Annotated in this window: 13 protein-coding genes; 7 read left to right on the top strand and 6 right to left on the bottom strand. The window is 65.2% G+C overall.

All coding sequences use genetic code 11. The annotated features are described in order from the left end of the window. Positions 1-104: 104 nt before the first annotated feature. The 4 genes from LAQ58_RS03185 to LAQ58_RS03170 all read right to left on the bottom strand — a co-directional run bounded on the left by LAQ58_RS03185 (position 105) and on the right by LAQ58_RS03170 (position 2,965). Positions 105-341 (bottom strand): hypothetical protein, encoded by a 237-nt coding sequence (locus LAQ58_RS03185; RefSeq protein WP_224449182.1) that lies wholly within the window; start codon positions 339-341, stop codon positions 105-107. Positions 342-725: 384 nt separating this feature from the next. Next, complete coding sequence (locus LAQ58_RS03180; RefSeq protein WP_224449181.1) at positions 726-1,445, bottom strand: twin-arginine translocase subunit TatC; 720 nt, start codon at positions 1,443-1,445, stop codon at positions 726-728. Positions 1,446-1,666: 221 nt separating this feature from the next. Further along, positions 1,667-2,266, bottom strand: a complete 600-nt coding sequence (cysE, locus tag LAQ58_RS03175; RefSeq protein ID WP_224449180.1) for a serine O-acetyltransferase — start codon at positions 2,264-2,266, stop codon at positions 1,667-1,669. 66 nt (positions 2,267-2,332) lie between these two features. Next, a complete protein-coding gene (locus tag LAQ58_RS03170; RefSeq protein ID WP_224449179.1) occupies positions 2,333-2,965 on the bottom strand; it encodes a ribonuclease H family protein in 633 nt (210 codons plus the stop codon). A 125-nt stretch (positions 2,966-3,090) separates the two neighbouring features. Between LAQ58_RS03170 and LAQ58_RS03165 the strand changes: the two genes are divergently transcribed. The 6 genes from LAQ58_RS03165 (at position 3,091) to LAQ58_RS03140 (ending at position 10,402) form a co-directional block, all read left to right on the top strand. Beyond that, complete coding sequence (locus tag LAQ58_RS03165; protein WP_224449178.1) at positions 3,091-4,746, top strand: ABC transporter substrate-binding protein; 1,656 nt, start codon at positions 3,091-3,093, stop codon at positions 4,744-4,746. 30 nt (positions 4,747-4,776) lie between these two features. Beyond that, complete coding sequence (locus LAQ58_RS03160; protein WP_224449177.1) at positions 4,777-5,763, top strand: ABC transporter permease; 987 nt, start codon at positions 4,777-4,779, stop codon at positions 5,761-5,763. Next, on the top strand, positions 5,763-6,776 hold the full coding sequence (locus LAQ58_RS03155) for an ABC transporter permease (RefSeq protein WP_224449176.1): 1,014 nt from the start codon (positions 5,763-5,765) through the stop codon (positions 6,774-6,776). The genes LAQ58_RS03160 and LAQ58_RS03155 overlap by 1 nt, the downstream gene beginning before the upstream one ends. Further along, a complete protein-coding gene (locus LAQ58_RS03150) occupies positions 6,777-8,039 on the top strand; it encodes an ABC transporter ATP-binding protein (protein WP_224449175.1) in 1,263 nt (420 codons plus the stop codon). Next, a complete protein-coding gene (locus LAQ58_RS03145) occupies positions 8,032-9,405 on the top strand; it encodes an oligopeptide/dipeptide ABC transporter ATP-binding protein (protein WP_224449174.1) in 1,374 nt (457 codons plus the stop codon). Before LAQ58_RS03150 ends, LAQ58_RS03145 begins: the two co-directional genes overlap by 8 nt. 76 nt (positions 9,406-9,481) lie before the next feature. Then, on the top strand, positions 9,482-10,402 hold the full coding sequence (locus LAQ58_RS03140; protein ID WP_224449173.1) for a DMT family transporter: 921 nt from the start codon (positions 9,482-9,484) through the stop codon (positions 10,400-10,402). A gap of 18 nt (positions 10,403-10,420) precedes the next feature. Here the strand turns inward: LAQ58_RS03140 and LAQ58_RS03135 are convergent, their stop codons facing one another. Further along, positions 10,421-10,708, bottom strand: a complete 288-nt coding sequence (locus LAQ58_RS03135; RefSeq protein ID WP_224449172.1) for a DUF8072 family protein — start codon at positions 10,706-10,708, stop codon at positions 10,421-10,423. Between the two features lie 86 nt (positions 10,709-10,794). Beyond that, positions 10,795-11,763, bottom strand: coding sequence for an asparaginase (locus tag LAQ58_RS03130; RefSeq protein ID WP_224449171.1), 969 nt, complete (start codon positions 11,761-11,763; stop codon positions 10,795-10,797). A 429-nt stretch (positions 11,764-12,192) separates the two neighbouring features. Between LAQ58_RS03130 and LAQ58_RS03125 the strand changes: the two genes are divergently transcribed. Then, positions 12,193-12,453 carry a DUF8028 family protein gene (locus LAQ58_RS03125; RefSeq protein WP_224449170.1) on the top strand — a complete coding sequence of 87 codons (261 nt, stop codon included), beginning with the start codon at positions 12,193-12,195 and terminating at the stop codon, positions 12,451-12,453. Positions 12,454-12,590 lie beyond the last annotated feature (137 nt).

Here is a 12,590-nt window from a genome sequence, read left to right as displayed (position 1 = left end):
CCTCGAAAATCATCGGAGAACACTAAGTACGAAACTGCTGAAGCGAGGCGGGACCTCCGAGTCTCGCAGACTACGCCCTCAAATTGTGGTCAGCAATGGCGGTATCATCGAGGACATAGCTTATAATCGAAGTTCTTAGAGATGGCTTTCTCTTCGATTGTAAAAGTCGCTATACCGCTATTGTTCTGTTCGCCTCCCCACTCCAGTTGCGTCTCCAGATTTCGAGTTGCGACAGTTATCGTAGGTTGCTGTCCATCTTCTATGATGTCTGCAGAGATCCAGCGCTCACCGCTGGGCAGTTCGGCCTCCCATTGCTCTTCGTCCACAGTGAGAGTGACCACTACCTCCGAATGGGTTGCATTAGAGATTACGACGTCCGCCGAACTGCCTGGGTGAAACCACGGTGGTGGCGCTCCACCTCCGGATTCATCAGTTCGTAGTTGACAGTACTGGTCTCGCCGAGTGCGTTCTTCACTTTCGACAGAAGTAGTACGTTCTTCGCTTCGATCCGTAGAACAACCTGCGAACGCGGCGATGGCACTTGCACACACGGATAACAGGTGACGCCGAGCGAGGGAGGGCATCGTATCATACTCTTTAAGCCGCGACATAAGCGCTTTCGCGGCGGCGAACGAAATGGCGACGAACACTCACGTATCGCTCTGCATCTCCAACCGCTTGCAGGTGTGGAAGAAGCGTCTTCGGTTTCACTTTTTTCTACTGTCTCACCCGAACGTCAACACCGCTAACCCGGCGACGTGGCCACCAATCAGCACGCCGCCGTAGACGACGAACGTCGCCGAGTCCGGCGGTGAGTACAGCGAGGCGTAGGTGAGGACGCCGAGAAGAGCGAAGCCCCAGTCGCGGTGTAGCACCGTCGACGAGACGACGCCGTCGCTCACGAGCGCGACCATCAGCGCCGGCAGCGAAACGGCGATACCGACGGCGACAGGGAGAAACAGCGCCACCTCCGCCAACCAGTACGGCCGATACGCCGGGACGAAGCCGCTCCGGAGGACGCCGAACTTGAGCAGTTCCAACAGCGCGGGGACGACGAGCGTTGCGCCGAGCGCGATGCCGACCGAACAGAGAACCGCCGAGAGTAGGTACAACCGACCCGTCCGCGCACCATGCGGACTCGTCTCGGAGCGGGCGTCCCAGAGCAGCGCCGCACCGGCGACGCAGACGCCGACGAGCGCCGCGACTTGCAGTTCGACGCCGAGCGAGACTAGCGGGTCGGTCGGGAGCGCGGTCCCCGCCGGAGCGTACGCGCTGAGCGCCGCGCGCTGGAGATCGATACCGGTCGCTCGAAACGCGAAGAGGGTCAGCGTGACGGCGGCCGAAAACAGGAGGGCCAGTTCGCGTGCCCGCGTACGAGCGGTCCGCAGAAGTACGCCACTACCTCTGGGACCCAGCTCCCGTACGCTATCTGTTTCGAGGACCATGCGAGCGGTATGCTCAACCTCGCTATCAATCTTCTCCCTCGGACAGCTCGTATCGGTGCGACGCGTCGTCAGAACCGATAGCGAGCTGAAATGGTCTCGAAAGCTCCCCGAGAGCGCAACCCCCTTCAGTCCGCCCGCACCGGTTCGCCGGTTCGCCGGTCCGCCGGTCCGCCGGTTCGTAAGCTGCTCGTCCGAACACGACTCGGATAGAGGTGTCGCCGTCAGTTTCCGCCGGCCTCGTCGGCGTCGACCTCGTCGGTGTCGGCGGCACTTCCCGTTCTGTCTGCGGAGTCGTCGGACGATTCGTCGACTGGTCGCGCAGGGTTGCCGACGACGGACGTTCCGGGAGGAACGTCGTCGACGACGACGGCTCCCGCCCCGACGCGAGCGCCTTCGCCGACAGTGATGGGGCCGACGAGCGTCGCGTTCGCGCCCAACACGACGTCGTCCTCGATGGTCGGGTGTCGCTTCGTCCGGCGCATCGAGTTGCCCCCGAGCGTGACGCCGTGGTAGAGAACCACGTCGTCGCCGATTTCGGCCGTCTCGCCGACGACGACGCCCATGCCGTGGTCGACGAACACCCGCCGACCCACCCTCGCCGCCGGGTGGAGTTCGACGCCGGTGAGAAACCGCGAGAGGTGCGAGAGCAGGCGGGCCGGGAGGTGGAGACCCGCGGTCCAGAGCGCGTGTGCGAGACGGTGTATCCAGAGCGCGTGGACTCCAGGATACGTGAGCAGTACTTCCGTGCGACTCAGCGCGGCGGGGTCGTTCTCCAGCGCAGCGCGGAGGTCTTCTCGGAGTCGCGTCCACGGTAGCGGCATCGCTCGAAGCGTCGTCGCTGCGGACGGATAGCTGTGTGCGTTTCGTCCGCGTCCGGCGCCGGCAACTCAGTCGCTTGCGGGGCGCTCCGCCCGCGACGGCGGGAGCACCCCGTCGCCGCCAACGTTCGGCGTTCCGAGCGGTTCGGGGAGGACGCATCGCTCGGGTTCGCGGTTCACGTGGGCGTACTCGGCGGGCGTGTTCGCCAGCACGTGCGCGGGGTTCTCGCGGCTGTCGATGCGCGCCGCCCGGAGGTCGTCGAATCCGGAGATGCGCGCGAGGATACCGCGCCAGTGGTTCTCGCTGCCGGCGGGGATCGGCGGCGTTCCAGCGGGGTTCCACGACGGGTCCGCCGCGGCGAGCGTCGCGGCGTTGACGTTCGCCGCAAGGTCGTCGTGGTCGATGAGGACGCCGACGCTCGCCGTCTTCGGAGCGCGAGCGGCCAGCACGTCCAGTCCGAGGTGGAGCGCGCGATACTCCGCGACGTTGTTGTTCGGGACCGCGTCCGGAAGCGAGACGCGGGCGACTCTGACGCCGTCGCGCGTCTCGATGACGGCCCCGAGTCCGCCGCCATCGGGACGGTACGACCCGTCGGTCGCGACGTAGAACTGGCGGTGGTGGGTCCGCGGCGGATGCGCGATGTGCGGAGTGGGCGACTGATCGAACAGATTCCTGAGCGATGACCGGCGGTGTGCGGCCATGTCGCACGCTTGGTAATTCCTATACTTAACTGTATTGCCGAAATGTCACGACAGGTGTAACTCACCGACGTATTGCGATTGGTCATACCATAGCATATATATCAGGGTAACACCCATCTATTTCCATGACTGAAGATAGGCAGTCACCTGTTAGCAGACGCCGTTACCTCCAGTTGGCAGGGGGCGCCGCAGCGACGGCCGCACTCGCCGGTTGTTCTGGCGACTCGGACGAACTTAACACCGACACCCCGGCAGACGGCGGTTCCGGCGGAAACCAGTCGGGCAACGACACGGGCAGCGACGGCGATGGGGACAACCAGAGCGACGGCGAGTTCGCCGTCACCATCACGCAAGGGCAGATGGACGCCGGTCTCGACCCGCACGACCACCGTGAGACGAACACTGACATCATCCTGATGCAGATTTACGAAGGCACGCTCGACCGTAACCGCGAGGGCCAGGTCGCGGAGGGCCTCGCGGAGAACTACGAGCAGGCGGAGCCGAACCGCGTCCGCCTCACGCTCCGCGAGGGAGTGACGTTCCACAACGGCGACGAGCTCACCCCCGAGGACGTCGCGTTCAGCATCAACCGTATCGTCAACAACGACGTCGGCGGATTAGCGAGCCCGCAGAGCGACCAGTTGGCCGGGATTACGGAGGCGCAGGTCGTCGACGGCGAACGCGCGGTCGACGTCATCTCCGACGGCGTCAACCCGATGGCCATCGGCCTGCTCGCCAGCTACGGCGACGTCATGCAGAAGTCGTGGGTGGAGTCCAACGACAGCAGCTACATCAACAGCCACGCCAACGGGACCGGTCCGTTCCAGTTGTCGAACTACACCCAAGACGAGAGCGTCGAGTACACGAAGTACGAGGATTACTGGCGCGAACCCGCCGAGGTCGACACGCTCACCATCAACGCGGCGTCGGAGTCGAGCACCCGCGTCAATCAGCTCGTCAGCGGCGAGACGGACATAGTCGAAAACGTGCCGCCACAGGAGGTCAGCCGCGTCAACAGTAACGACAACACGCGCATCGAGGCCGTCCCGAGTACGCGTATCATTTACAACGGGATGCGCTACGACGTCGAGCCGTTCTCGAACAGAAAGTTCCGGCGAGCGATGAACTACGCCATCGACCTCGAGACCATCGTCTCCGAAGTGCTGTCGGGCTTCTCGGACGCGACGGGCCAACCGACGCTCGAAGGGTTCACCGGCTACAACCCGGACATCGACCCGTACCCGTATGACGTCGAACAGGCCGAACAGCTGGTCGAAGAGAGCGGCTTCGCCGGTGCGACGCTCGAGCTGCACACGCCGGTCGGTCGCTACCTGAAGGACCTCGAGATCTCGCAGGCGGTCGTCGGCTACATCAACGAGCTCTCGAACGTCGAGGCGGAAGTGAACCAGCGCGACTTCGGTGAACTCGCCGCACAGCTCACGAGCGGCAACATCGAGGACATGCCCCACTGGTACCTCATCGGCTGGGGTAACGAGACGTTCGACGCGAGTCAGACGCTCATCCCGCTACTGACGACGGGCGGCGCGCTGTCGAGTTGGAGCAACGAGGAGTTCGACAACCTCGTGAACGAGGCGGGGAATACGGCCGATGCCGACCAGCGCGAACAGCTGCTTCGGGAGGCGAACCAATTGGCCCACGACGAGGCCCCGTGGATCTTCCTCAACCGACAGTACAGCGTCTACGGCGCGAGCTCTCGTATCGACTGGCAGGCACGCCGCGACGAGTCCATCAAAGCGTACGAGATTTCGCAGCCGCAGTAAGCGGCTACACGGACCTCTTTCGATCCAATCATGTCATTTGCACAATTCATAATCAAGCGGAGCCTACAGGGAATATTCGTCGTCTGGGGTGTCGTGACGGTGGTGTTTCTCTTGCGGTTCTCCACGCCGGGCGATCCCGTCAACTTCATCGCCCCCTTGGACGCCAGTCCGGAGCTTCGGCAACGCATCGCCGAGGAACTTGGACTGAACCAACCGCTGTACGTCCAGTATCTCGACTATCTCGCCGGTTTGCTCGCCGGTGACATGGGTTATTCGTACATCTCCGGGACGGAGGCGGCGACGCGCATCTTCGCTCGCGTCCCGGCGACAGTCGAACTTGCCGTCGCCGCGACGGTCGTCGCCATCGTCATCTCGATCCCGCTCGGCGTCGTCAGCGCGACGCGGCGAAACGAACCGGCCGACTACGTCGCGACGACGTTCTCGCTCACGGGAATCAGCACGCCGAACTTCTGGCTCGGCATCATGCTCGTCCTCGTGTTCGCGGTGCAGTTGAACTTCTTGCCGACGAGTCGCCGACCGATCGGGTTCGCTCCGGCGATGGGGTACCTGTTCAGCGGTAACTCTGCCGGAATCATCCTCTGGCTGCAGCACATCACGCTTCCGGCGATCACGCTCGGAACGTACTTCACGGCGCTCGTGACGCGCCTCACGCGGAGCGGGATGCTCGACGAACTCGGCAAGAGCTACGTTGACGCCGCCCGAGCGAAGGGCCTCCCCGAGACGCTCGTGCGCTACAAGCACGCACTCCGGAACACGCTCATCCCGGTCATCACCGTCCTCGGTCTCCAGCTGGGGACGCTCATCGGCGGCGCGGTCATCACCGAAGCGGTGTTCGCGTGGCCCGGACTCGGGACACTCGTCATCAACAGCATCAACACTCGCGACTGGCCGCTCATCCAGGGCTGTCTCATCGTCATCGGGTCGAGCTTCGTCCTCGTGAACATCGTCGTCGACGCGCTGTACGCGTACGTCAACCCACAGGTGGTGTACGACTGATGGTCGCTCCACGCACATGGCGGAACCTCCGCCGCGAACTCCGCAGCAGCATGCTTGCCAAAATCGGTATCGTGCTCGTCCTAGCCATCATCTTCGTGGCGATGTTTGCGCCGTTCATCGCGCCCTACGACCCGTATCAACAGGACTTGGCCAACTCGCAAGTGCCGCCGCTTGGGTTCAGCACGACCGAAAACGAGACGCGCTCGGAGATGGTCAACGGCAGCATCCAGGTCGTCGAAGAGGAGGTAACGGTGAACGCGACGATGGCTCACCCGCTCGGTACCGACGCGCTCGGCCGCGACATGCTCTCGCGGACTATCTACGGCGCGCGCACGTCGCTGCTCGTCGGCCTGTTCGGCACGCTGTTGGCGGTGCTCATCGGCGTCACCGTCGGTCTCGCCGCCGGCTACTACGGCGGCCGCGTCGACGACGGCCTGATGCGGATGTCGGACATCATGTTAGCGTTCCCGTCACTGGTGCTCGCCATCGCGCTCATCGGCCTGTTCGGCGGAGTGACGATGCGGATACCCGACCCGTTCGTCGCCGTCGGACTCGCCCCCGAGATGCCGCCGAACATCGTGTTGCCGGGGACCGTCGTCCTCGTCGTCGCGCTGGTGAACTGGGTGTGGTTCGCCCGCGTCGCCCGCGGCGAGGCGCTCAGCCTCCGCAGCGAGGAGTACGTAAAAGCCGCCCGCGCGCTCGGCGCGAGCGACCGCTCCATCGTGTTCCGTCACATCCTCCCCAACAGCATCACCCCCATTCTGGTGCTGGCAACGATCCAGGTCGCCGCCATCATCCTCCTGGAGAGTTCGCTGTCGTACCTCGGCTTCTCGGGGGCGAACCTCTCGTGGGGACTCGACATCGCACAGGGCCGTGACTACCTGGCGTCGGCGTGGTGGATCGCGTCGATTCCTGGCGTCGCCATAGTCTTCGCCGTCATCGGGGTCAACCTCGTTGGCGACTGGCTACGCGACGCGCTAGACCCCGGCATCGAAGGGGAAGGAGGCGTTTAGATGGACGAGATACTTAGAGTCAGAGATTTGAAGACGCGGTTCTTCACCGAGGAGGGACAGGTCAACGCCGTCGAGGGGGTCAGCTTCGACGTTCGCGACGGCGAGATATTCGGCATCGTCGGCGAGTCCGGCAGCGGCAAGTCCGTGACGGCGCTGTCGGTGATCGACCTCATCGAGTCGCCCGGCCGGGTTACCGGCGGCGAAGTGTGGTACCGAAACGCCAAGCTCGCAGACGAGTTCCGGGAGAAGAAACCCGACGCCGTTGACGGCAAGTTCGTCGACCTGCGGCGGTTGCCGAAAGGCGTCCGCCGGTCGCTCCGCGGCCCGTCGTTCAGCATGGTGTTTCAGGACCCGATGAGCAGCCTCAACCCCTCCATCACGGTGGGCGAGCAGATCGCGGAGGCCGTCGAGGTGCAGCGCCGCGCCCGCGCGAACCCGCGGAGCACTCGCTCGCGGACGCAGGGGTACGGTCTTGCGCAGTACCTCGTCGACAGCGTCGTCCCCGGCCGCGAGTACACGAGCGACGAGAGCAAGCGGCGAGCCATCGACCTGCTCGAGCAGGTCGGCATCCCCGACCCGGAGGCGCGCGCCGAGGAGTACCCCCACCAGTTCTCCGGCGGGATGCTCCAGCGGGCGATGATCGCACAGGCGCTCGCGGGCGAACCCGACATCCTCGTCGCCGACGAACCGACGACGGCACTGGACGTGACGATTCAGGCGCAGATTCTGAACCTGCTGCGCGACTTGCAGCGCGAGCAGGGCATGAGCATCATCATGATCACCCACGACCTCGGCGTCATCGCACGCATGTGCGACCGCGTCGGCGTGATGTACGCCGGGCAGATCGTCGAACGGGGGACGCTCGAAGATATCTTCGATGACCCGGTCCACCCGTACACCGAGGGACTGCTGGGGTCGATTCCGGACCTCGAAGATCCGTCGCCGCGGCTGTCGCCCATCGAGGGAAACGTCCCGAGTCTGCTCGACGCGGAGATGGGCGGCCGGTGTTACTTCGCTGACCGCTGTCCGAAGGCGATGGAGACGTGTCTCAACCCCATCCCCGAGTACGACACCGAAACCGGCGACGTCGTCGACGACGGGGCCGGTTCGGGGGCAGTCCACACCGCCCGCTGCGTGCTCGCGACCCGCGAGTTCGACCCCGGTGAGGCGCTCGCCGACGACTACTTCGGCGGGGAAGACGACGTCACAGAGCAGAAAACGCCTGAAGACGCCGCCGAACAGGAGGTGGTCGGCGATGACTGACGGGGAACCGTTGCTTCGCGTCACCGACCTGAAGAAGTACTACGGCGAGGGGAGTTCGCTGTTCCAGACGCTGCTCGGCCGCGAGTCCGAGAGCGTCAAAGCCGTCGACGGGATCAGCTTCGACGTCCACAAAGGCGAGACGCTGGGTCTCGTCGGCGAGTCCGGCTGCGGGAAGTCGACCACCGGCGAGACGCTGCTCCGCCTGCGAGAGGCGACCGACGGCCGCGTCGAGTTCGACGGAAAGAACGTCTACGAGATGGAGGGCGACGAGCGAACCGAGTTCCGCCGCCGCGCCCAGATCGTCTTCCAGGACCCGTTCTCGAGCCTCGACCCGCGGATGACCATCGGCGAGATAATCTCGGAGCCGTACCGCATCCACGACTTACCCGAGGAGTCGCCCGACGACGGGCGCTCGAAGCGCGAGTGGCGCATCGACCAGGCGGGCGAACTGCTCGAACGGGTCGGCCTCGCGGCGAACCACGTCGAGCGCTACCCCCACGAATTCTCCGGCGGCCAGCGCCAGCGCGTCGGCATCGCGCGGGCGCTAGCGCTCGAACCGGAGTTCATCGTCCTCGACGAACCCGTCTCCGCGCTCGACGTAAGCGTCCAGGCGCAGGTGCTGAACCTGCTCGACGACCTGCAGGACGAATTCGGCCTCACCTACCTCTTTATCGCGCACGACCTCTCGGTCGTCCGCCACATCTGCGACCGCGTTGCCGTCATGTATCTCGGCAACATCGTCGAACTGGGACCGACCGACGAACTGTTCGACGACCCGCAGCACCCCTACACACAGGCGCTGTTGGAGAGCGTCCCGCGGGCGACGACCGCCGAGAGCGGCCGACAGGTCGAACCGCTCGCGGGCGACGTGCCGAGTCCGCGGAACCCTCCGAGCGGCTGTCGGTTCCGCACGCGCTGCCCGCAGGTGATTCCGCCCGCGGACGTGACGCTCTCACAGAGAGCGTACCGCGAGGTGATGGACCTCAGAGATCGCCTCGAGCGCGGCGAGTTCGACGCCGAGGCGGCGTGGAGCGCCGCCGGCGACGACAGCGACAAACCGGGGTTCAAACGCCACCTCCGCGAGGAGTTCTTTGACCACGAACTGACCGGTGACGACGAAGCCGCCGTCGAGCAGGCGCTGGAGGCGCTGGCGACCGACGACACGGAGGAGGCTATCGCCATCCTCCGGGAGCGCTTCGAGAGCGTCTGCGAGACGACCCGGCCGCTGCTGCAGGAGCGCGACCACCCGTCGGCGTGTCACCTCTACGAGCAACCGGCGGACGCGCCCGTCGACCGCGAACCGGTGCGGGCACATCCTGAGACGGGCGTCGTCGGCGACGACGAGAGGGGTGCGGAAGCGGACTAACTCACGCGGCGGGGGCGGTACCGGTTCGCCGCGCCGCAAACGAAAACTACACACTGTCCGCCCGACCAGTTTCGTCGTGACCCAAACACGGAACGCGCTGCTGTTCTTGCTTCTGGCCGCCGTCTGGGGCTCCGCGTTCATGGCCATCAAGGCCGGTCTGGACGCGTTTCCGCCCGTACTCTTCGCCGCTCTCCGCTACGACATCGCGGGCGTGGTGATGCTGGCGTACGCGGCCTACGTCGTCGACGACCCGATTCCGCGAACCCGCGAGCAGTGGGCCGTCGTCGCAATTGGCGCGGTGTTTCTCATCGCTCTCTACCACATACTCCTGTTCGTCGGCGAGAACGGTCCCGTGACGAGCGCCGCCGCGGCGGTCATCGTCAGCCTCAGCCCCGTCCTGACGACGGTGTTCGCGCGGATGTTCCTCCCGAGCGAACGGCTGACCGCCGTCGGCGTCGTCGGCCTCCTGCTCGGACTCGTCGGCGTCGTCGTGCTCTCGAATCCCGACCCGGACGCGCTGCTGACGGGGGCGACGCTGTCGAAACTGCTCGTCTTCGGCGCGGCGACGGCGTTCGCGCTCGGGAGCGTCCTCACCCAGCGCATCGACGACGGCCTTCCGATCGAGACGATGGAGGCGTGGGCGATGCTCGGCGGCGCGGTGCTGATGCACGTCGTCTCGTTCGGAATGGGCGAGTCGCTCGGCGGAATCACGTGGACGACGCGGGGGGTCCTCGCGCTGCTGTACCTCTCGCTGGCGGCGAGCGCGCTCGGCTTCCTCGTCTACTTCGACCTGCTCGACCGACTCGGCGCGATAGAGATCAACCTCGTCTCCTACGTCGCACCCATCTTCGCGGCGATTTCGGGGTATGTCGTCCTCCGAGAGCCGCTGAACGCCGAGACGGCGCTGGGATTTCTGCTCATCTTCGTCGGGTTCGTGCTGCTGAAACGCGACGCGATTCGCGAGCAGTTGGTCGGCCGTCCGGTCGAAGCGTCGTAGCGCCCGTTCGCTGCGCAGTTATTCGGACGACTCCGCCCGCTCGGCTTCGGTCACTTCGCCAACCATCGACCAGCCGTCGTCCTCGGGACCCTTTCGCCCGAGCAGCACCGACTCGTTGTCCTCGCTCGTGATGAGTCGGTAGTCGGCGTCGTCGTCCACGCAGGTCCCTTCACCCTGAAACTCCCGCTGGAAGAACTGCGTTCCGGAGAACTGATAGACGGCGCTCGACCCGTCGGAGAGCGTCAGTCGAACCGGTTTCGGCGAGATGTTGTGGATACGCTTCGCGATGAGGTTGAGGTCGGCCATATCGCCCGAACGGTCGGGGTCGCGGGTAAAGAATCGGTCGGACGGGCGCGACGGACGGGGCGTCGGTCAGAGAGTCCGTGGAGAACTCAGTCGAACAACGCCGCGAGTTCGTCGCCCTCGATACCCGCCGAGAGCGCCAGTAAGAGCTTGATTCTGGCTTTCGAGGTCGGGAGGTCGCCGGAGAACAGCGCGCTGTGCTCGCGCAGCGTGACGCCGCCGCCGGGGGTGCCGTACACCTGGTCGGTCGGTCCGACGTGGCAGCGCGAACTGACGACGACGGGGAGGGTCTCGGTCGCACGCGCGATGGCATCGCCGAGCCTACAGGAGACGTTGCCGAGGCCGGTTCCCTCGACGACAACGCCGTCCGCTCCGGCGTCGACCGCTCTGTCGAGTTCGTCGCCGCCGACGCCGATACCGGAGTGGACGACCGGAACGGTCGCGGAGGCGTCGGCCGCCGCCGCCACCGGAAGCGACGCCGATCCCGGTCCCGAGGTGCTCTCGGCGGAGCGGTGGACGTGGGTCTCAGAGCGGGTGAACGTCGCGACTGGACCTTTCCCCGGCGACTTGAACGTCGACAGCGCGTTCGTGTGCGTCTTCTCTACGTCGCGGGCGGCGTGTAGTTCGTCGTCGAACGCGACGAACACGCCGGTGAACCGGGGCGAGGCGGCCGCCCTGACGGCCGTGAGGAGGTTCGCGGGCGCGTCGGTCCCGACCTCGTCGAAGCGACGCTGCGACCCGGTGACGACGACGGGAACGTCGGCGTCGACGAGAAGCGAGAGCGCGTACGCCGTGTCGGCGAGCGTGTCAGTGCCGTGCGTGACGACGAACCCGTCGGCGTCGGACGCGTCGACCGCCTCGGCGACGGCGGCGACGGCGGCGAACTGCATGTCGAAACCCGGATGTGAGGCGATTTCCTCGGCGGCGACCGTCGCGTACTCGTCGAGTTCGGGCACCGCCTCGACCAGTTCCGCGCCACGTTTCGCCGGCGCCGCTCCCGTCTCGCTCGGTTCGCTGGCAATCGTCCCGCCGCAACTCAGCACGCGTACGTCTGGCATAGTCGACTCTCGGAGGCCCGTCGGTTGACTGTTGTGCAGGCGGTGGTTTTTGTGGCTGCGTCGGGAGTGTGTCCGAATCTCCATCGTCGGAGGGCGATTCTCGACTGGGTTCGGGCGACTGGCGGGTATCTTCGCCGTGACGCTACTGGCCGTTGTCGTCGCGCGAGCCGCGGACAACATACGTCGGTCCTCTCGTCCGCGCTGGACGAGCCATTCAGTTCGTTCGATCGGCTGAAATGCTCGGTGAGAGAGACAGTCGTTTCCACGTGGAGAAAAAGGATGAGCGGCGGCGATAAACTTTTAAAACGCCTCTCAGGCCGTCGTGAAAGGTCAATTAGGAAACTGGTCAGCGCTAAAACTGACCGAACTGGCCTCAACGCTCTGTCCCCTATATGACCCCGTGAGCTATACGAAAAGGTGAGAGGCCCCATGTCGAACTCCTCCCCACTCAACACCGAACGCCCCCGCCAATCGGACAGCCTCGTCGACGAGTTTACGAACACCCTCGGCGGCCGCATCCTCACGCGACCAGTACAGTTCACGGCCTTCTGGGCCGCCATCGCCCTGCCGTTTTTCTACATCCCGCTCATCGCCGGAGAGACCTTCTTCGGCGTCGGGATGGAGCTACTTCCCCTGTTGTTCGTCGCCAACGCCGTCGCTCTCGTCGTCGGCCACGGACACAAGCAGTAATCTCCCGTCCCCGAACCCTCCTTCACCGCTTCGACCAGCTCGTCGTCCGTCGCAACGTCTCCTCTCTCGCCTTCTCCCCGTCTCCTCTCTCGCCTTCTCCCCGTCTCTCACCGTCCTCCCGCTCTCTCCTCTCTCGT

Source organism: Haloprofundus salilacus (genome assembly GCF_020150815.1).
Classification (GTDB): domain Archaea; phylum Halobacteriota; class Halobacteria; order Halobacteriales; family Haloferacaceae; genus Haloprofundus; species Haloprofundus salilacus.
The sequence above is the reverse complement of the archived record's forward strand: the minus strand, read 5'-3'. Positions and strand labels throughout refer to the sequence as shown.

What these genes read in the sequence shown, in the direction of transcription:
- LAQ58_RS03125 (WP_224449170.1), top strand. Translation starts at nt 12,193, where the DNA reads ATGTCGAACTCCTCCCCACTCAACACCGAACGCCCCCGCCAATCGGAC.
- LAQ58_RS03180 (WP_224449181.1), bottom strand. Translation starts at nt 1,445, where the DNA reads ATGGTCCTCGAAACAGATAGCGTACGGGAGCTGGGTCCCAGAGGTAGT.
- LAQ58_RS03165 (WP_224449178.1), top strand. Translation starts at nt 3,091, where the DNA reads ATGACTGAAGATAGGCAGTCACCTGTTAGCAGACGCCGTTACCTCCAG.
- LAQ58_RS03160 (WP_224449177.1), top strand. Translation starts at nt 4,777, where the DNA reads ATGTCATTTGCACAATTCATAATCAAGCGGAGCCTACAGGGAATATTC.
- LAQ58_RS03145 (WP_224449174.1), top strand. Translation starts at nt 8,032, where the DNA reads ATGACTGACGGGGAACCGTTGCTTCGCGTCACCGACCTGAAGAAGTAC.
- LAQ58_RS03155 (WP_224449176.1), top strand. Translation starts at nt 5,763, where the DNA reads ATGGTCGCTCCACGCACATGGCGGAACCTCCGCCGCGAACTCCGCAGC.
- cysE (WP_224449180.1), bottom strand. Translation starts at nt 2,266, where the DNA reads ATGCCGCTACCGTGGACGCGACTCCGAGAAGACCTCCGCGCTGCGCTG.
- LAQ58_RS03150 (WP_224449175.1), top strand. Translation starts at nt 6,777, where the DNA reads ATGGACGAGATACTTAGAGTCAGAGATTTGAAGACGCGGTTCTTCACC.
- LAQ58_RS03135 (WP_224449172.1), bottom strand. Translation starts at nt 10,708, where the DNA reads ATGGCCGACCTCAACCTCATCGCGAAGCGTATCCACAACATCTCGCCG.
- LAQ58_RS03170 (WP_224449179.1), bottom strand. Translation starts at nt 2,965, where the DNA reads ATGGCCGCACACCGCCGGTCATCGCTCAGGAATCTGTTCGATCAGTCG.
- LAQ58_RS03130 (WP_224449171.1), bottom strand. Translation starts at nt 11,763, where the DNA reads ATGCCAGACGTACGCGTGCTGAGTTGCGGCGGGACGATTGCCAGCGAA.